At 72.4% G+C, this 17,085-nt stretch carries 19 protein-coding genes; 9 read left to right on the top strand and 10 right to left on the bottom strand.

All coding sequences use genetic code 11. The annotated features are described in order from the left end of the window. Positions 1-149: 149 nt before the first annotated feature. On the bottom strand, positions 150-335 hold the full coding sequence (locus tag LG634_RS25845) for a DUF5999 family protein (protein WP_226736880.1): 186 nt from the start codon (positions 333-335) through the stop codon (positions 150-152). Between the two features lie 159 nt (positions 336-494). Here LG634_RS25845 and LG634_RS25840 point away from each other — a divergent pair, with 159 nt between their 5' ends. Further along, the gene (locus LG634_RS25840) at positions 495-956 is read left to right on the top strand and encodes an SRPBCC family protein (RefSeq protein ID WP_226736827.1); all 462 of its coding nucleotides are present in this window, start codon (positions 495-497) and stop codon (positions 954-956) included. A gap of 95 nt (positions 957-1,051) precedes the next feature. On the opposite strand, the gene LG634_RS25835 is transcribed toward LG634_RS25840, so the two are convergent. After that, entirely contained in the window at positions 1,052-2,278 is a 1,227-nt protein-coding gene (locus LG634_RS25835) for an acyl-CoA dehydrogenase family protein (RefSeq protein ID WP_226736825.1), read from the bottom strand. A 178-nt stretch (positions 2,279-2,456) separates the two neighbouring features. Here LG634_RS25835 and LG634_RS25830 point away from each other — a divergent pair, with 178 nt between their 5' ends. Beyond that, entirely contained in the window at positions 2,457-3,113 is a 657-nt protein-coding gene (locus tag LG634_RS25830; RefSeq protein WP_226736823.1) for a TetR/AcrR family transcriptional regulator, read from the top strand. 66 nt (positions 3,114-3,179) lie between these two features. On the opposite strand, the gene def is transcribed toward LG634_RS25830, so the two are convergent. Next, positions 3,180-3,740 (bottom strand): peptide deformylase, encoded by a 561-nt coding sequence (def, locus tag LG634_RS25825; RefSeq protein ID WP_226736821.1) that lies wholly within the window; start codon positions 3,738-3,740, stop codon positions 3,180-3,182. A gap of 122 nt (positions 3,741-3,862) precedes the next feature. Between def and LG634_RS25820 the strand changes: the two genes are divergently transcribed. From LG634_RS25820 to LG634_RS25795, 6 genes are all read left to right on the top strand, one after another. After that, positions 3,863-5,101 carry a MurT ligase domain-containing protein gene (locus LG634_RS25820; protein ID WP_226736819.1) on the top strand — a complete coding sequence of 413 codons (1,239 nt, stop codon included), beginning with the start codon at positions 3,863-3,865 and terminating at the stop codon, positions 5,099-5,101. Positions 5,102-5,147: 46 nt separating this feature from the next. Continuing rightward, the gene (locus tag LG634_RS25815) at positions 5,148-5,876 is read left to right on the top strand and encodes a type 1 glutamine amidotransferase (RefSeq protein WP_226736817.1); all 729 of its coding nucleotides are present in this window, start codon (positions 5,148-5,150) and stop codon (positions 5,874-5,876) included. Between the two features lie 246 nt (positions 5,877-6,122). Then, positions 6,123-7,148, top strand: coding sequence for a 6-phosphofructokinase (locus LG634_RS25810; RefSeq protein WP_226736815.1), 1,026 nt, complete (start codon positions 6,123-6,125; stop codon positions 7,146-7,148). A 92-nt stretch (positions 7,149-7,240) separates the two neighbouring features. Further along, the gene (locus LG634_RS25805) at positions 7,241-8,194 is read left to right on the top strand and encodes a cytochrome c oxidase assembly protein (protein WP_226736813.1); all 954 of its coding nucleotides are present in this window, start codon (positions 7,241-7,243) and stop codon (positions 8,192-8,194) included. A gap of 131 nt (positions 8,195-8,325) precedes the next feature. Continuing rightward, a complete protein-coding gene (locus LG634_RS25800; RefSeq protein WP_226736811.1) occupies positions 8,326-8,484 on the top strand; it encodes a hypothetical protein in 159 nt (52 codons plus the stop codon). 92 nt (positions 8,485-8,576) lie between these two features. Continuing rightward, the gene (locus LG634_RS25795) at positions 8,577-9,296 is read left to right on the top strand and encodes a lysophospholipid acyltransferase family protein (protein WP_226736810.1); all 720 of its coding nucleotides are present in this window, start codon (positions 8,577-8,579) and stop codon (positions 9,294-9,296) included. A 68-nt stretch (positions 9,297-9,364) separates the two neighbouring features. On the opposite strand, the gene LG634_RS25790 is transcribed toward LG634_RS25795, so the two are convergent. The 7 genes from LG634_RS25790 to LG634_RS25760 form a co-directional block, all read right to left on the bottom strand. Further along, positions 9,365-11,011 carry an alpha/beta hydrolase gene (locus LG634_RS25790; protein ID WP_226736808.1) on the bottom strand — a complete coding sequence of 549 codons (1,647 nt, stop codon included), beginning with the start codon at positions 11,009-11,011 and terminating at the stop codon, positions 9,365-9,367. A gap of 153 nt (positions 11,012-11,164) precedes the next feature. Beyond that, a complete protein-coding gene (locus LG634_RS25785) occupies positions 11,165-11,953 on the bottom strand; it encodes an urease accessory protein UreD (protein WP_226736806.1) in 789 nt (262 codons plus the stop codon). After that, complete coding sequence (gene ureG / locus LG634_RS25780) at positions 11,950-12,648, bottom strand: urease accessory protein UreG (protein ID WP_226736804.1); 699 nt, start codon at positions 12,646-12,648, stop codon at positions 11,950-11,952. The genes LG634_RS25785 and ureG overlap by 4 nt, the downstream gene beginning before the upstream one ends. Before the next feature lie 15 nt (positions 12,649-12,663). After that, positions 12,664-13,383, bottom strand: a complete 720-nt coding sequence (locus LG634_RS25775) for an urease accessory protein UreF (RefSeq protein WP_226736802.1) — start codon at positions 13,381-13,383, stop codon at positions 12,664-12,666. Further along, positions 13,383-15,104 (bottom strand): urease subunit alpha, encoded by a 1,722-nt coding sequence (locus LG634_RS25770; RefSeq protein WP_226736800.1) that lies wholly within the window; start codon positions 15,102-15,104, stop codon positions 13,383-13,385. The genes LG634_RS25775 and LG634_RS25770 overlap by 1 nt, the downstream gene beginning before the upstream one ends. After that, positions 15,097-15,408, bottom strand: a complete 312-nt coding sequence (locus tag LG634_RS25765) for an urease subunit beta (protein ID WP_226736798.1) — start codon at positions 15,406-15,408, stop codon at positions 15,097-15,099. The genes LG634_RS25770 and LG634_RS25765 overlap by 8 nt, the downstream gene beginning before the upstream one ends. Positions 15,409-15,423: 15 nt before the next feature. After that, positions 15,424-15,726 carry an urease subunit gamma gene (locus LG634_RS25760; RefSeq protein ID WP_226736796.1) on the bottom strand — a complete coding sequence of 101 codons (303 nt, stop codon included), beginning with the start codon at positions 15,724-15,726 and terminating at the stop codon, positions 15,424-15,426. A gap of 758 nt (positions 15,727-16,484) precedes the next feature. Between LG634_RS25760 and LG634_RS25755 the strand changes: the two genes are divergently transcribed. After that, positions 16,485-16,961: a C40 family peptidase gene (locus LG634_RS25755; RefSeq protein ID WP_226736795.1), complete on the top strand. Its 477-nt coding sequence runs from the start codon at positions 16,485-16,487 to the stop codon at positions 16,959-16,961. Positions 16,962-17,085: the final 124 nt, after the last annotated feature.

Raw genomic sequence — 17,085 nt, 5'->3', positions numbered from 1 at the left:
CTGTGCGTTCGGCCCGGGGGTCGGTTTTCGCTCCCGTACCTGTCAGTACGGGAGCGGTCTGCCCGACGGGGTGCGCAGGTCCAGGTCGCGCGGGGCGGGCTTCGGAACGGGCTTGCGGATCTGCGTCTGACGCATCGGACCTCCTTGGCTCAGACTGCGACCGGTCGGCGGGACTCGACCGAGCTGCCGTCCGGGAGCAGTTCCCCGGTGTCGTCGAAGAGCACCACGCCGTTGCACAGCAGGCTCCACCCCTGTTCCGGGTGGAAGGCCACGGTGCGGGCGGCGTCGCGGTCGGCGCTGTCGGCAGGTGGGCAGGGCGGCTGGTGAGTACACAACATGGCGCACCTCCTCGCTCTGTGGAGGCGCAAGGCCGGGTGGTCGTTGCGGCGAGCCGCCATCCACGGTGGCGGGAAGTATTACTGATCACGCCCCGCCGGCGGAACCCGTTTTCTTGCTCCATCTCAAGGACCGGGAAGAGGATTTACCCTCCGTGGGTGGCCTTTATCCGATTCGTGCACGCCAGTCCGCTGTCCGTCATCGACGCATGGCGGCGGGTGACCGACTGGGAGCGGCACGGCGCGCGGGTTCCGCTGACGCGCACCGTCCTGCTGACCCCGCCCCCGGTGGGCGTCGGCACCAGGTTCACCGCGGTCACCGGGATCGGCCGCTGCCGCTTCGACGATCCGATGGAGGTGACGCTCTGGCACCCGCCCGCGGGCGGGACGGCGGGACGGTGCCGGCTGGAGAAGCGGGGGCGGGCAGTGACGGGCTGGGCCGAGATCGAGGTCCGCGCGGCGCCCGCCGGCGGGCCCGGCTGCGAGGTGCTGTGGCAGGAGGAGCTGCACCTGCGCGGGCTCCCGCGGCGGCTGGACGGCCTGCTGGCGCCGGTGGGGCGCCTGGTGTTCGGCAGGGTGGTGAGCGGGCTGCTGCGGACGGACCGGCGGCCCGGGGCCTGATGCGCAGGACCGGCCCCGGGCGCGGACCGCGGGCATGCCGGCCCGCCCGGTCCCGGGCGGTCCCGGGCGGGCTCCGGCCGGGCGGGCGGGACGGGTCAGCGGATCGGCATCCCCGACAGCGTCCGCGCGATCACCAGGCGCTGGATCTCGCTGGTCCCCTCGAAGATCGTGTAGATCGCGCTGTCCCGGTGCATGCGCTCCACCGGGTACTCCCGGGTGAAGCCGTTGCCGCCGAGGATCTGCACCGCCTGCGCGGTGACCTTCTTGGCCGTCTCGCTGGCGAAGAGCTTCGACATCGACCCCTCGGCGGAGGTGAACGGCTTGCCCGCGACCGCCATCCAGGACGCCCGCCACACCAGCAGCCGCGCCGCGTCGATCTGCGTCCGCATGTCCGCGAGCTGGAAGGCCACGCCCTGGTTGTCGATGATCGGACGGCCGAACTGGGTCCGGGTCTTCGCGTAGTCCAGCGCGACCTCGTAGGCGGCCCGCGCCGTGCCGACCGCCATGGCGCCCACGGCCGGCCGCGAGGCCTCGAAGGTGGCCATCGCGGCGTTCTTCACCCGCTCGCCGCCGGTCTTGGCCCGCTCCCGGGTCCGCGCCAGCCGCTCGTCGAGCTTGTCCTTGCCGCCGAGCAGGCAGGACCCGGGGATCCGTACGTCCTCCAGCACCACCTCGGCGGTGTGCGAGGCCCGGATGCCGTGCTTCTTGAACTTCTGGCCCTGACTGAGCCCGGGCGTGTTCGGCGGCACGATGAAGGACGCGTGCCCCTTGGTGCCGAGCTCCGGGTCGACGACCGCCACGACGATGTGGACGTTGGCGATGCCGCCGTTGGTCGCCCAGGTCTTGGTGCCGTTGAGCACCCACTCGTCCTTGGCCTGGTCGTAGACGGCACGGGTGCGCATCGAGCCGACGTCGGAGCCGGCGTCGGGCTCGGAGGAGCAGAAGGCGGCGACCTTGACGTCGTCGGGGGTGCCGTACATCTGCGGGATCCAGGTGCCGATCTGCTCCTCGGTGCCGTTGGCGACCACGCCGATGGCGGCCAGACCGGTGCCGACGATCGACAGGGCGATGCCCGCGTCGCCCCAGAACAGCTCCTCCATCGCCATCGGGATGCCGAGGCCGGTGGGGTCGAAGAACTGCTGGGCGTAGAAGTCGAGGGAGTAGATGCCGACCTTCGCGGCCTCCTGGATCACGGGCCACGGCGTCTCTTCGCGCTCGTCCCATTCGGCCGCCGCGGGCCGGATCACGTCGGCGGCGAAGCCGTGGATCCAGTCGCGGACCTGCTTCTGGTCCTCGTTGAGTTCCATGGTGAACTCCGCCATGTCCCCTCCAGATAGTGCGTCTGCCGCATGCGTTACCTACAGTAACCCCAGTATGCGGCCCAGTCTGTTACCCGCCAGTAAGCGATGTCAACGTCACTGCCGGTCCGATCGCCCTGAGGTGCGGGGTGTTACGTTGCGTGGGCGTCACGCAATCGCACGGGCGGGGAGAAGAAGCCTCATGGAGCACACGCAGCACGACGGCCGCCAGGACGGCCACCAGGCAACCGCCGAACGACGGCGCCGGGAGCTGCTCGAAGCCGCGGACCGGGTCGTCCTCCGGGACGGGCCCCAGGCCTCCATGAACGCCATCGCGGCCGAGGCGGGGATCACCAAACCGATCCTCTACCGGCACTTCGGCGACAAGGCCGGCCTCTACCACGCCCTGGCGGTACGCCACACCGACGCGCTGCTCGACTCGCTGCGGGCGGCGCTGGACGCCCCGGCCGAACGGCGCCGCCGGGTGGAAGTGACCCTCGACACCTACCTCGCGGCCATCGAGGCCCGGCCGCAGGTGTACCGGTTCCTCATGCACCCGGCCGAGGACCCGCACTCCTCGGAGCGCGGCTTCGAGGTGGGGCTGCACTCGGCGCCGCTGCTGCGCCGGCTCGGCGAGGAGCTGGCCCAGGTGATCGCCGAGCGGGTCGACCTCGGCCCGGGCGGCAGCGAGCTGGCGCGGGTGTGGGGCCACGGCATCGTCGGCATGATGCACGCGGCCGGCGACTGGTGGCTCGGGGAGCGCCCGTGCGACCGGGAGAGGCTGGTCACCGCGCTCGCCGACCTGCTGTGGGGCCGGCTGGCCACGGCCGGCAACCGGGCCGACGGCCCGGGGTTCTGAACCGACCCGGCGGCGCCCCGCGCGGCCGCCCCGCGCGGCCGCGCCGCCGGATCGCGGCCCGGCGGCTCAGCCGGGCAGCTGCCCGGGCGTCCGGTGCCAGGGCGCCTTGCGGATCTGCCGCTGCAGCCGCCGGGACCGCAGGCCGGTGACCCGGTCCGCGTAGACGGTGCCGTCGAGGTGGTCGCACTCGTGCTGGAGGCAGCGGGCGAAGAAACCGGTGCCGGTGATCCGCACCGGCTCGCCGTCCACCGTCACGCCCTCGACGACCGCCCGGTCGTGGCGCACCGTGCCGGCCTCCAGGCCGGGCAGGGACAGGCAGCCCTCGGGGCCGAGGACCTCGATTCCGTCGGCTTCGACCAGGCGCGGGTTCACCACGTGCCCGACGTGCCGGACGTCCTCGTCGTCGGGGCAGTCGTAGACGAACACCCGCTGGGCGACCCCGATCTGGTTGGCGGCCAGGCCCACGCCCTCGGCGGCGTACATGGTGGCGAACATGTCCTCCACGAGACGCTTGAGGCCGGGACCGAAGTCGGTGACCTCCGCACAAGCGGAACGGAGCACCGGGTCCCCCAGCAGGGTCATGGTGCGGACGAGACCGGAACTGCCGGGGATGACGCGCTGTCGCATGGCGGTAAGGGTACGTCGGGCGAATATATGAGGATGTCCGAGGCTCTCAGCAGCGCCGCGGTCAGGGCTCTGACCGGTTCTGGATAGGCTGACCCGGACCGACGCAAGGAGGAACAAGGACGATGGCAGGCAACACGGAGCCGCTTTCGCCGCGCGCCAAGCTGGCCGTGACGGCGGGCAAGGCCGCGGCGGCGGTGTCGCGGGCCGCGGGGCGCGGAAGCGGATCGGTGATCGGGGGCAAGGTCGCGCTCAAGCTCGACCCCGATCTGCTGGGACGGTTGGCACAGCACCTTGACGTCGTCCTGGTGTCGGCGACGAACGGCAAGACGACGACGACCCGGCTGATCGCGGAGGCCCTGCGGGCCAGCGGTCCGGTGGTCTCGAACGCGCTCGGCGCGAACATGCCCGCGGGCATCACCTCGGCACTGGCCGGCGGCTCGGACGCCAGGTACGGCGTCATCGAGGTCGACGAGAAGTACCTCGCGGGCGTGGCCCGCGACGTCACCCCGAAGGCCATCGCGCTGCTCAACCTCTCCCGCGACCAGCTGGACCGCGCGGCCGAGACCCGGATGCTCGCCGAGAAGTGGCGCGAGGGCCTGGCCGGCTCCAAGGCCGTGATCATCGCGAACTGCGACGACCCGCTGATCGTGTGGTCGGCGTCCTCCTCGCAGAACGTCGTGTGGGTGGCGGCCGGCCAGGAGTGGAAGGACGACGCCTGGTCCTGCCCGGCGTGCGGCGGCGTCATGCAGCGCCCCGGCGACGACTGGTTCTGCGGCGAGTGCGGCTTCCGCCGCCCCACTCCGAGCTGGGTGCTCAGCGGGGACCACGTCCTGGACCCGCACGGCTCGGCCTGGCCGATCCACCTCCAGCTGCCCGGCCGCGCCAACAAGGCGAACGCCGCCACCTCGGCGGCCGTCGCCGCGGTCTTCGGGGTGCCCCCGCAGGTCGCCCTGGAGCGCATGTACCAGGTGCAGGCCGTCGCGGGCCGCTACGACGTGGTGAACTTCCAGAACCGGGAGCTGCGCCTGCTCCTCGCGAAGAACCCGGCGGGGTGGCTCGAAACGTTTTCCCTCATCGATCCGGCGCCCGCGCCGGTGATCCTTTCGGTGAACGCGCGCGGCGCGGACGGCACCGACACCTCCTGGCTGTGGGACGTGGACTACCCGCGGCTGGCCGGCCACCCGATCTTCGTGATCGGCGACCGCCGTCTCGACCTGGCCGTCCGCCTGGAGGTCGCCGGCCTGGACTTCCGGGTCTGCGAGACGCTGGACGAGGCCGTGCAGCTGGCGCCGCCCGGCCAGATCGAGCTGATCGCCAACTACACGGCGTTCCAGGACGTGCGCCGCCGCGTCGGCAACTGACCCACCACCGGACGAACCGGACCATCCGGATAAGGACGAAAAGCGAATGAGCGAGAGCAGCCTGCGTCTGGTGTGGGTCTACCCGGACCTGCTCAGCACGTACGGAGACCAGGGCAACGCGCTGGTCGTGGAGCGCCGGGCGCGCCTGCGCGGCCTGGACGTGCAGCGCGTGGACGTGCGCAGCGACCAGCCGATCCCCACGTCGGGCGACATCTACCTGATCGGCGGCGGCGAGGACCGGCCGCAGCGGCTGGCCGCGGAGCGGCTGCGCCGGGACGGCGGCCTGGAGCGGGCGGTGTCCAACGGGGCGATCGTCTTCTCGGTGTGCGCCGGCTACCAGATCCTCGGCCACGCCTTCATCAACGACCTCGGCGAGCGCGAGCCGGGCCTCGGCCTGCTCGACGTCGAGACGGTGCGCGGCACCGGCGAGCGCTGCGTCGGCGACGTCCTCGCGGACATCGACCCGCAGCTCGGCCTGCCGCAGCTGACCGGCTTCGAGAACCACCAGGGCGTCACGCAACTGGGCCCGACGGCCAAGCCGTTCGCCCGGGTGCGGCTCGGCCGCGGCAACGGCACCGGCGACGGCACCGAAGGCGCGTACAACGAGACCGTGTTCGGCACGTACATGCACGGCCCCGTGATGGCGCGCAACCCGCTCATCGCGGACCTGCTGCTGAAGCTGGCCCTCGACGTGAACGCGCTGCCGCCGGTGGACGACCGCTGGTACGAGGCGCTGCGCGCCGAGCGCATCGCGGCGGCCACCCAGCCCGCATAGCCGCCTCCGCGCGACCGACACCGCCGCCGGCCCGGACCCCGCCACGGGGACCGGGCCGGCGGCTTTGCTGCTTCGCCACTGCGTCGCTCAAATGAGCCCCGAAACGGGGATTGAGCGTTCACACAATCGATGCGCCCAGCATGTGGAGGATGGTTCAGTCCATGCCCTGTGCGCTTGTAGGCTGACCATCAGTTCCAACCGGACGACGTGGTCCGGTCGTCGGCCCACGTTGCAAAGGTTTCTGCCATGCGCATTGGTGTGCTCACTTCCGGCGGCGACTGCCCCGGCCTCAATGCCGTCATCCGCTCGGTCGTGCACCGCGCCGTCGTCGATCACGGCGACGAGGTCATCGGCTTCCAGGACGGCTGGAAGGGCCTCCTGGAGTGCGACTACCGCAAGCTCGACCTGGACGCCGTGGCCGGCATCCTGGCCCGCGGCGGCACCATCCTCGGCTCCTCCCGGGTCCAGCCCGCCCATCTGCGCGACGGCGTCGAGCGGGCCCGCGGGCACGTGGCCGACCTCAGCCTGGACGCGATCATCCCGATCGGCGGCGAGGGCACCCTGAAGGCCGCGCACCTGCTGTCCGAGGCCGGGCTGCCGATCGTGGGCGTGCCGAAGACGATCGACAACGACATCGCCGTCACCGACGTCACCTTCGGCTTCGACACCGCGGTGGGCGTCGCCACCGAGGCCCTGGACCGGCTGAAGACGACCGCCGAGTCGCACCAGCGGGTCATGGTCGTCGAGGTGATGGGCCGGCACACCGGCTGGATCGCACTGCACTCGGGCATGGCGGCCGGTGCGCACGCGATCGTGGTGCCGGAGCGGCCCTTCGACATCGACGAGCTGACCCGGGTGGTCGGCGAGCGGTTCTCTGCGGGCAAGCGGTTCGCGATCGTGGTGGTGGCCGAGGGCGCCAAGCCGCGGCCGGGCACGATGGAGTTCCAGGACGGCGGCAAGGACATCTACGGCCACGAGCGGTTCGCCGGCATCGGCAACCTGCTGGCCGTCGAGCTGGAGCGCCGTCTGGGCAAGGAGGCCCGGCCGGTCATCCTGGGCCACGTCCAGCGCGGCGGCACCCCGACCGCGTACGACCGGGTGCTCGCCACCCGGTTCGGCTGGCACGCGGTGGAGGCCGCGCACCGCGGCGAGTTCGGCATGATGACGGCGCTGCGCGGCACCGACGTCACCATGGTCCCGCTGGCACGTGCGGTGGAGAGCCTGAAGACGGTGCCCGCCGACCGCTACGCCGAGGCGCAGAACGTTTTGTGACCTTTCCCCCTGTCTTGTGACCGCCCCCGGACGCGGCCGCGTCCGGGGGCGGCACTACTGTGGTGGGGCACCACGGTCAAGGGAGTAGGCACATGGATCACAGCGGGCACGGCATGGACATGCAGATGGACCTGCCGCCGTTCACGCTGGGGCGGGGGCTCGAATTCTCCGCCGACCCCTTCTTCCTGATCGGCTGCCTGCTCGGGCTGGCCCTGTACGGCTGGGGCGTGGTGCGGCTGCGCCGCCGCGGCGACAGCTGGTCGTGGGGCCGGACGGTCGCGTGGACGGCCGGCGTGCTGAGCGTCGCCCTGGTGATGTGCACCAAGCTGAACGACTACGGCATGGTCATGTTCAGCGTGCACATGGTCCAGCACATGGTCATCAGCATGCTGTCGCCGATCCTGCTGCTGCTCGGCGCGCCGATGACGCTGGCGCTGCGGGCGCTGCCGCCGGCCGGCCGGGGCCGCAAGGGCCCGCGCGAGCTGCTGCTCGCGCTGCTGCACAGCCGCTACATGCGGGTGGTGACGCATCCGGCGTTCACGATCCCGATGTTCATCGCGAGCCTCTACGCCCTCTACTTCACCCCGCTGTTCGACACCCTGATGGGCAGCCGGCCCGGGCACATCGGGATGATGGTGCACTTCCTGGCGGTCGGCCTGATCTTCTTCTGGCCGATCATGGGCGTGGACCCGGGCCCGCACCGCCCCGGCTACGTGATGCGGATGCTGGAGCTGTTCGCGGGCATGCCCTTCCACGCGTTCTTCGGCATCGCGCTGATGATGGCGAGCGAGCCGATGATCGGCACGTACGCGAACCCGCCCGCCTCGCTGGGCCTCGACGCCCTCGACGACCAGCAGTGGGCCGGCGGCATCGCCTGGGCGTTCAGCGAGATCCCGTCCGTGCTGGTGCTGATCGCGCTGATCTACCAGTGGTACCACTCGGAGCAGCGGACGGCGAAGCGCAACGACCGGGCCGCAGACCGCGACGGCGACAAGGAGCTGGAGGCCTACAACGCGTACCTCGCCTCGCTCCGGAGCCGCGGGTAGCCGAGGGCCCCCGGGCGCGGACGGCCGCGGCGCGGAGAGTAGCGCCGCGGCGGTCTTGGCGGGACGATGGCCCCCTGGTGGCCGGCCGGGCGGAGCGATCCGCTGCGGACGGCCGGGAGAAGGGGACGCTCATGCCCGGATCTGTGAAGACGATGGCCGGTCTGACGCTCGGCGGCCTCGTCGTGGTCTCCGCCTACTCGGTGGTGCTGGGCTCCAACGGCTGGCTCTGGTTCGGCTGGGTGGTGCTCGGCGTGCTGACGATCGGCATGGCCGCCTCCCGCGGCAACTGACCCCGCCCCGGCCGCCCGGCCGCACCCCGCGCAGCCACCTCGCGAACTGGCAAGATGTGCAAGCCGTACGGCGGTGACGAAGGGGTCTGCCCGTGTTCTACCACCTGCTCAAGCACGTGCTCCTGGGGCCGCTGCTGCGGCTGCTGTTCCGGCCGCGGATCGAAGGGATCGAACACGTCCCGGCCGAGGGCCCGGCGATCGTCGCCGGCAACCACCTCTCCTTTTCGGACCACTTCCTGATGCCGGCGGTGCTGGCCCGCCGGATCACCTTCCTCGCGAAGGCCGAGTACTTCACCGGGCCGGGCCTCAAGGGCCGGCTGACCGCGGCGTTCTTCCGCAGCGCCGGCCAGATCCCGGTGGACCGCAGCGGCAAGGAGGCCGGACAGGCCGCGATCCGCGAAGGGCTGGGCGTACTCGCCAAGGGCGAGCTGCTCGGGATCTACCCGGAGGGCACCCGGTCCCACGACGGCCGGCTGTACAAGGGCAAGGTCGGGGTGGCGGCGATGGCCCTGCGGGCCGGGGTCCCGGTGATCCCCTGCGCGATGGTGGGCACCTTCGAGATCCAGCCGCCGGGCCAGGTCGTGCCGAAGCTGAAGCGCGTCACGATCCGCTTCGGGGAGCCGCTGGACTTCTCCCGGTACGCCGGGATGGAGGGTCAGAAGGCGGTGCTGCGGGCCGTCACCGACGAGATCGTCTACGCGATCCTCGGGCTCTCAGGCCAGGAGTACGTCGACCGGTACGCGGCGGACGTGAAGGCGGAGGAGCAGGCGGCGGCCGCGGAAGCGAAGAAGGCCCAGCGCAGGACGCGCTGAGCCTTCTCCCCCGGACCGGGGTCCGGGTTCACTTCCGGGTCACTTCACGTGCACCGCGGATCCGGTGACTACCGCTGCGGGAGCACCGGCAGGTCGGCCGCGAGGGCGTCGGCCTGGGCCTTGGCCTTGTGCGCGGCGGTCGGGACCGGGGTGGTGTGCGGGGCGCAGACCACGTCCTTGGCGTCGACCTTGCCGGTCAGCAGGTAGGTCTCGACACGGGTGTTGATGCACGCGTTGATCTGGCCGGTGACACCGTGCGAGCCGGCGCCCTTCTCGGTGATCAGGCGCGAGCCGGCGAGACGCTTGTGCAGCTCGACGGCACCCTCGTACGGGGTGGCCGCGTCACGGGTGGCCTGGACGATCAGGACCGGCGGCAGACCCTTCTTCGCGTGGACCTCGACCGGGGTCTGCTGCGGGGCCTTCCAGGTGGCGCACGGCAGGTTCATCCAGGCGTTCGCCCAGGTCATGAACGGGTGGTCCTTGTGCAGCCGGGTGTTGTCGCGGTCCCACTTCTTCCAGCTGGTGGGCCACTTGGCGTCCGCGCACTCGACGGCCGTGTAGACGGCGTTGCCGTTCTCCGAGGCCGCGTTGCCCGCGATGTCCGTCATGTCCGGGGCGGCCGCGTCGACCAGCGCCTGGGTGTCGCCGCCGACGTAGGCGCTCCACACCTGGGCGGTGGGGACCCACGCCGAGTCGTAGTACGGGGCGCTCTGGAAGAAGCCGATGAGCTCGGCCGGGCCGACCTTGCCGCCGATGGGGTTCTTCTTGGCGGTGGCGCGCAGCTTCAGCCACTGGGCCTCGACCTTGGCGGCCGTGTTGCCCAGGTGGAAGGTGGCGTCGTGCTTGGCGACCCACTTCTTCCAGTCGTTCCAGCGCATCTGGAAGGCGACGTCCTGGTCGAGGTTGGCCTCGTACCAGATCTTCTCCTTCGAGGGGTTGACCACGCTGTCCACGATCAGGCGGCGCACGTGGGTCGGGTACAGCGTCGCGTACACGGCGCCGATGTAGGTGCCGTAGGAGACGCCGAGGAAGTTCAGCTTCTTCTCGCCGAGGGCGGCACGGATCACGTCGATGTCGCGCACGGTGTTCGGCGTGGTCATGTGCGGCAGCATGGCGCCGCTGCGCTTGGCGCAGCCGTCCGCGTAGGCGGCGGCGAGCTTGCGCTGCTTGCGCTTGTCGGCCTCGCTGTCCGGGACCGGGTCCATCTTCGGGCCGGCCACGAACTTCTGCGGGTCCATGCAGGAGATCGGGGCCGAGTGGCCGACGCCGCGCGGGTCGAAGCCGACGAAGTCGTAGGCCTTCGAGACGTTGGTCCACAGCGGGTTCTTGGTGGTGACCCGGCGCGGGAAGCGCATGCCGGAACCGCCGGGGCCGCCCGGGTTGTAGAGGAGGGCGCCCTGGCGCTCGGACTTGGTGCCCGTGCTGCCGATGCGGTCGACGGCGATCTGGATCTGCTTGCCGTTCGGCTTGGTGTAGTCGAGCGGGACCTTGACCCAACCGCACTGGATCGGGGCCTCGAGGCCCCAGTCGGCGGGACAGTCCTTCCAGGTGATGCCGGCGCGCGCGGCGCGGGCGGCGGCGATGGCCGCGCCACGGGCCGCGGACGTGTTCTGGCCCTGGGTGTCGGCGGCTGCCGACGGGGCGACGACGGCCCCCGCGATGAGCGTGCCCGCTATCAGAGTGCCCGCTCCGCCGAGCACCGCTGTGCGTATCACGTGGTTATCCCCCTGCGTCATGTACGGCCGATGACGGCCTGTTCCGGTCTGACTGCAGGTGGATCATTTCGCCTGAGAGGTCCCTGACAACAGAGTGGCGGCTGGTTCTTTACCAACCCGATAACCGGATGATCGTGTACCGCTGAGCGGTGTTCAGGTCGTACCGCACGCCGCTGACCACGCGTAGTGCCCCGCGGCTTCGTCCAGCAGGGCCCGCAGCCGCAGCGCGTCCGGGGCCACGGCGGTGACGAGCAGCGCCGGTCCGGCCAGCGGGGCGGCGACCACGTGCTCCCCCAGCTCCCGGGCGGCCGGCGGCCGCTGCGCGAACGCCGGGTCGACGACGAGGAGCTGGCCGACCGCCCGGTGCCCGGCCAGGCCCGCCGGACCGTCCCAGCCGGCCGGCGCACCGGGGCCGAAGCACACCTCCTGGTCGAGGAGCGGCCGGCCCTCCCGGACCACGGTGAGCCGGCTGCCGAGGAGTCCGGACGCCTCGCCGGCCCGGCCGAGCACCAGCTCCTCGCGCAGCAGCAGGCGGGCCGAGGCGGCGAGTTCGGCCCGGGTGGACACGGCCAGCTCGCTGCCGCGTACGGAGACCAGCGGTTCGGGCAGCCACCGCAGGGCGGCGCCGTCGGCCAGGGTGAGGCGTACGTCGTACCGGGCGGCCGTGCCGCAGCGGCCGGGCAGCGCGAGGGTGGCGGCGGCCGAGGTGAGCCTGAGGGCGGCGCCCGGCCCCAGGTCGGCGGTGAGAGCGAGCCGGTCGCCGCCGAGCGGGGCACTCATCGCGCCGACCAGCGTGACGTGCGCCTCGGGCCCGTCGCAGCCGGTGCGGCGGAGGGCGAGAGGCCCCGAACCGGCCAGTTCCGGCAGAGCGGTGCCGCCGCGGCCGTCGGCGGCGGCCGTGATCCGCGCGTGCGCCCGCACCCCGGACGCGCCCGCCGTCATGCCCGGGCCGTCCAGCCGGCGAGCCGGTCGCGGACCCAGCCGGCCACCGGCGCCACGCCCTGCGCACTGCGCAGCGACTGGAAGGCGACAGGGAGCTCGCCGCGCTGCTCGCGGGCGTCGCGGGCCATCCGGTCCAGGTCGGAGCCCACGTGCGGGGCGAGGTCGGTCTTGTTGACGACGAGCAGGTCGGAGGTGGTGACGCCGGGTCCGCCCTTGCGCGGGATGTCGTCGCCGCCGGCCACGTCGATCACGAAGATCTGGGCGTCGACCAGGCCGCGGGAGAAGGTCGCGGTGAGGTTGTCGCCGCCGGACTCCACCAGTACCAGGTCGAGGGGACCGTGTACCCGGAAGGCCTCCTCCAGGTCTTCGACGGCTTCGAGGTTGGCGGAGATGTCGTCGCGGATCGCGGTGTGCGGGCAGGCTCCGGTCTCGACGGCCGCGATCCGCTCGGGCGGCAGGACCGCCTCGCGGAGCAGGAACTCGGCGTCCTCCCGGGTGTAGATGTCGTTGGTGACGACCGCGAGGGAGAACTCGTCGCGCAGCGCCCGGCAGAGGGCGGCGACGGTGGCGGTCTTGCCGGAGCCGACGGGTCCGCCGAGTCCGATGCGCAGTGCGCGGCGGCTGCCGTCGGCCCGGACCGGGGCCGCACTGTGGGTGTGGCGCTGCGGGTAGCCGTCGGGGTGGTCGAGGTGCATGGCGGGTCCTTGGGGTCAGGAGGCGAAGAGCCGCACGGGCCACTGGGCGTGCTGGTGTGCGGCGATGTCGAGGAGGGGCGCGGAGGCGGCGGGCAGCACGCCCGCGCCCTCGTCCCGGGCCCGGTGTGCGGCGGCGGTGGCGCGGCCGGCCAGGTCGTCGAGGGCGGGTGCGAGCCGGGCGAGCACGGCGGTGGCCTCGAACGGGTCCAGCCCGAGCAGCCGTACGGTCGCGGTCGCGGGCCCGCCGACGCTCTCGTACAGGGCGGCGTACGCGGCGTCCCGGGGGCCGAGTCCGGCGGCCCGGGCGGTCAGGCCGAGGACCACCGGCTGGTGGGCGCCCCGGGGGAACGCGGCGGCCAGTGCGTCGAGTCCGGGCGCCGGCCACACCGCCCGGGCGGCCCGCAGGAGCTGCCGGCCGAGCTTGCGGGAGGCGGTGCGCAGGGCGGGCACGGGGGTGCGGGCGTCGGCGGCCGCGTCGAGCTCGGCCGGGTCCAGTCCGAGGGCGGCCGCCGCGGCGAGGGCGGCGGCGACCAGCCCGGCGGTGTGCAGCCGGCCGCGGCAGAACTCCTCAAGACCGGCGGCGTCCCGGATCCGGCCCGCCTTGACGGCGGCCTCGGCGCCGCCGGAGTGGGCGTGGCCGCCGGCGGGGAAGCGGCCGTCGGCCAGGACGAGCAGGGTGGCCGGGCCGGCGGCGGGGGACGGGGCGGGGGCCGGGGACGTGGTGCGGTCCGTCATCAGAAGAGGAAGTAGCGCTGGGCCATGGGCAGCTGCGCGGCCGGCGCGGGTTCGACCGGCTCCCCGTCGATGGTGACGGTGAAGGTGTCGGCATCCACCTCCACCCGCGGCCGGGCGTCGTTCTCCCGCATGTCGGCCTTGGTCACCCGGCGGGTGCTGTCGATGGGCACGAACTCCTTCCCGGTGCCGAGCCGTTCGGGCAGCCCGTCGTCGAGTGCGGAAGGGGCGCAGAAGTTCACGGAGTTGCGCGCGGGGGCCCGGCCGTGGCCGCCGAACATCGGGCGGGGCAGCACCGGTTGCGGGGTCGGGATGGAGGCGTTGGCGTCGCCCATCTGCGCGTACGCGATCTGTCCGCCCTTGAGGACGAGGAGTGGTTTGACGCCGAAGAAGGCGGGCTCCCACAGCACCAGGTCGGCGAGCTTGCCGGTCTCCACCGAGCCGATCTGGCGGGCGAGGCCCTGGGCCACGGCCGGGTTGATCGTGTACTTGGCGACGTAGCGGCGGGCCCGGTGGTTGTCGGCCCGGCCGTCGCCGGGCAGCGGGCCGCGCCGCTCCTTCATCACGTGCGCCGTCTGCCAGGTCCGCAGGACCACCTCGCCGATGCGGCCCATGGCCTGGGAGTCGGAGGAGATGATGGAGATCGCGCCGAGGTCGTGGAGGACGTCCTCGGCGGCAATGGTGGCAGGCCGGATCCGGGACTCGGCGAACGCCAGGTCCTCGGGGACGGCGGGGTTGAGGTGGTGGCAGACCATCAGCATGTCGAGGTGCTCGTCGACGGTGTTGAGGGTGTGGGGCCGGGTCGGATTGGTGGAACTGGGCAGCACGTTGGCCTCGGAGACCACGGTGATGATGTCGGGCGCGTGCCCGCCGCCGGCCCCTTCGGTGTGGTACGCGTGGATGGTGCGCCCGGCGATCGCGGCCAGGGTGTCGCCGACGAAGCCGGCCTCGTTGAGGGTGTCGGTGTGCACGGCGAGCTGGGCGCCGGTCTCCTCGCAGACCCGCAGGCAGGCGTCGATGGCGGCGGGCGTGGCCCCCCAGTCCTCATGGATCTTGAACCCGAGGGCCCCGCCGCGCAGCTGGGAGTGCATGGCCTCGGCGGAGGTCGTGTTGCCCTTCCCGAGCAGCCCGATGTTCACGGGGTGGTCGTCGAGGGCGGCGAACATCCGGGCCAGGTGCCAGGGTCCGGGGGTGATGGTGGTGGCCTTGGTGCCCTCTGCGGGCCCGGTGCCGCCGCCGACCAGGGTGGTGATCCCCGCGGCGAGTGCGGTGTCGAGGAGGGTCGGGGAGATGAAGTGGACGTGCGCGTCGACGGCGCCGGCCGTGAGGATGCGCCCGTTGCCGGCGATGATCTCGGTCTCGGGCCCGATGACCAGGGCCGGGTCCACCCCGTCCATGGTGTCGGGGTTGCCGGCCTTGCCGATGCCGGTGATCCGGCCGTCGCGGATGCCGATGTCGGCTTTGACCACGCCCCAGTGGTCGAGGACGACCGCGCCGGTGATCACGGTGTCGGGGGCGCCTTCGGCCCGGGTGGTCCGGGCCTGGCCCATGGATTCGCGGATGACCTTGCCGCCGCCGAACACGGCCTCGTCGCCGGCCCGGCCGGGGCCGCCGCTGCGGTCCTCCTCGATCTCCACGAACAGGCTGGTGTCGGCGAGGCGGATCCGGTCGCCGGTGGTCGGCCCGAACAGCCGCGTGTAGACGGCGCGGGTGAGTTCAGCCATCGAGCGGCCCTCCGGTCTCGCCGCGCAGTCCGGGCACGGTCCGGGCGCCGGCCAGCGGGACGAGCTCCACCGCGACCGGGATGCCGGGTTCGAAGCGCACGGCGGTGCCGGCGGCGATGTGCAGGCGCAGCCCGCGGGCGGCCCGCCGGTCGAAGTCGAGGCCGGGGTTGGCTTCGGCGAAGTGGTAGTGGGAGCCGACCTGTACGGGCCGGTCGGCGGTGTTGAGGACGGTGAGCCGGGTGACGGGCCGGCCCTCGTTGAGGAGCACGGGCCCCTCGCCGTGGACGATTTCGCCGGGGATCATCGGGCGCGCTCCCCCTCAGACGATCGGGTCGTGGACGGTGACGAGCTTGGTGCCGTCCGGGAAGGTGGCCTCGACCTGGACGTCGCGGATCATCTCGGGGATGCCGTCCATGACCTCGTCGCGGCCGAGGACGGTGCGGCCGGAGGCCATCAGCTCGGCCACCGTGCGGCCGTCGCGGGCCCCTTCGAGGAGGTGCACGGTGATCAGCGCGACCGCCTCGGGGTGGTTGAGCCGCAGTCCTCGGGTTCTGCGCCGTTCCGCCACGTCGGCGGCGACGTGGACCAGCAGGCGTTCTTGTTCGTGCGGGGTCAGTTGCACGGTTCCCACCTCGGGGTCGGGTCGGCGGCAGCAGCGGGATCCGCACGCTAGGACGCCCGTTTTTCCTCCGCGTTAATTCACGTTTCGGGCAGCGCACATGTTCGGCTACCGGTGCGGCGCGCCGGTCCGTCCGTATACGGATCCGGATGCGGACGCGGGTCGCCGCACCGGCCACGGACAGTACCGAGATCCCCACCGAAGGTCACATCGCCGCGCACCGGGCGCAGTTGGCCGGGCGGCGGCGAGCAGTCCCACCGGACCCGGGAGTCGACACGGAGCCGAGTTCGCATCCCCCATTCGGAGTAGTGGCGCAAGGGGCCGGATCGCGCCCCCAGTTGCGCACCGGAGAGGTTGAGCCGCTCCCACTCAAGATGCTTTTCTGCAGGTCGGGGCCTTCTTGACCGATCCGCCGAGTGGGGTAAATCACCCTTCAAACCCCAATAGCCGCAGACGTGATGAGACTCACATACCGGCGAATCAACTTAGTTTTCCGGCAATTCGTGGGTGAGGATCCGGGGGACGACAAGCCCCCGCCGCCGTGGCGGGGCGGTCCGGGCGGACGCCGAGTCCTGCCGCCTCACCCGGACGACTGGTCGACAGGAGTGCACCGGCAGGAGTGGAGGACCCAGGCAGTACGGGACGGCGGGCGCAGGTGCCCGCCCGTCCCTTGGGGTGAAGCCGCCGCTGGCGGCCGGGCGAACTTCGCAGGCCCGAATCCGACAGGTCATCCTTCACAGGCGGCTGACGAAGGGTTGCGCATGTCCGCGCTCAGGAATGTTCCGTCCGTCGTGTACCGGGCCGGGGCCGTTTCGGCACTCACGCTCGCCGTGGCCGGTGGGGCGATCGTCGCCCCGGGCGGCACGCCGGAGGCCCAGGCGGCCTCGTCCACGGCCGTGAAGGCGCTCCAGGTGGCCGCGTCGAAGAAGGGGTCCCCCTACCAGTGGGGGGCGGTGGGACCCCACCGGTTCGACTGCTCCGGCTACACGCTCTACTCGTACAAGCGCGCAGGCAAGACGCTGCCCCGCACGGCAGCCCAGCAGTACAACAAGACCCGGCACATCGCGTCGGGTTCGCGTCAGCAGGGCGACCTGGTCTTCTTCCACTCCCGCGGGAACGTGTACCACGTGGGCATCTACGCCGGCGGCGGCAAGATCTGGCACTCGCCCAAGACCGGTTCCACCGTCCGTCTGGAGAAGATCTGGAGCAGCAGCGTGAAGTACGGCCGGGTGTCGTAGAGGTCCTGCGGAGCGAGGCGCATTTCCGCGCGGAACGCCTTGCTCCGCAGGTAGGTTGAGGTGGCGGGGGGGGCCCCCCGCCGCCCCCCCCCCCGCCCCCCCGGGCCCCCCCCCCACCCCCCCC

Source organism: Streptomyces bambusae (assembly GCF_020532645.1).
Classification (GTDB): domain Bacteria; phylum Actinomycetota; class Actinomycetes; order Streptomycetales; family Streptomycetaceae; genus Streptomyces; species Streptomyces bambusae.
The sequence above is the reverse complement of the archived record's forward strand: the minus strand, read 5'-3'. Positions and strand labels throughout refer to the sequence as shown.

Coding starts and splice junctions, on each gene's coding strand:
- LG634_RS25810 (WP_226736815.1), top strand. CDS start 6,123: ATGCGCATTGGTGTGCTCACTTCCGGCGGCGACTGCCCCGGCCTCAAT.
- LG634_RS25815 (WP_226736817.1), top strand. CDS start 5,148: ATGAGCGAGAGCAGCCTGCGTCTGGTGTGGGTCTACCCGGACCTGCTC.
- def (WP_226736821.1), bottom strand. CDS start 3,740: ATGCGACAGCGCGTCATCCCCGGCAGTTCCGGTCTCGTCCGCACCATG.
- ureG (WP_226736804.1), bottom strand. CDS start 12,648: ATGCACCTCGACCACCCCGACGGCTACCCGCAGCGCCACACCCACAGT.
- LG634_RS25765 (WP_226736798.1), bottom strand. CDS start 15,408: ATGATCCCCGGCGAAATCGTCCACGGCGAGGGGCCCGTGCTCCTCAAC.
- LG634_RS25805 (WP_226736813.1), top strand. CDS start 7,241: ATGGATCACAGCGGGCACGGCATGGACATGCAGATGGACCTGCCGCCG.
- LG634_RS25785 (WP_226736806.1), bottom strand. CDS start 11,953: ATGACGGCGGGCGCGTCCGGGGTGCGGGCGCACGCGCGGATCACGGCC.
- LG634_RS25820 (WP_226736819.1), top strand. CDS start 3,863: ATGGCAGGCAACACGGAGCCGCTTTCGCCGCGCGCCAAGCTGGCCGTG.
- LG634_RS25775 (WP_226736802.1), bottom strand. CDS start 13,383: ATGACGGACCGCACCACGTCCCCGGCCCCCGCCCCGTCCCCCGCCGCC.
- LG634_RS25755 (WP_226736795.1), top strand. CDS start 16,485: ATGTCCGCGCTCAGGAATGTTCCGTCCGTCGTGTACCGGGCCGGGGCC.
- LG634_RS25830 (WP_226736823.1), top strand. CDS start 2,457: ATGGAGCACACGCAGCACGACGGCCGCCAGGACGGCCACCAGGCAACC.
- LG634_RS25800 (WP_226736811.1), top strand. CDS start 8,326: ATGCCCGGATCTGTGAAGACGATGGCCGGTCTGACGCTCGGCGGCCTC.
- LG634_RS25770 (WP_226736800.1), bottom strand. CDS start 15,104: ATGGCTGAACTCACCCGCGCCGTCTACACGCGGCTGTTCGGGCCGACC.
- LG634_RS25835 (WP_226736825.1), bottom strand. CDS start 2,278: ATGGCGGAGTTCACCATGGAACTCAACGAGGACCAGAAGCAGGTCCGC.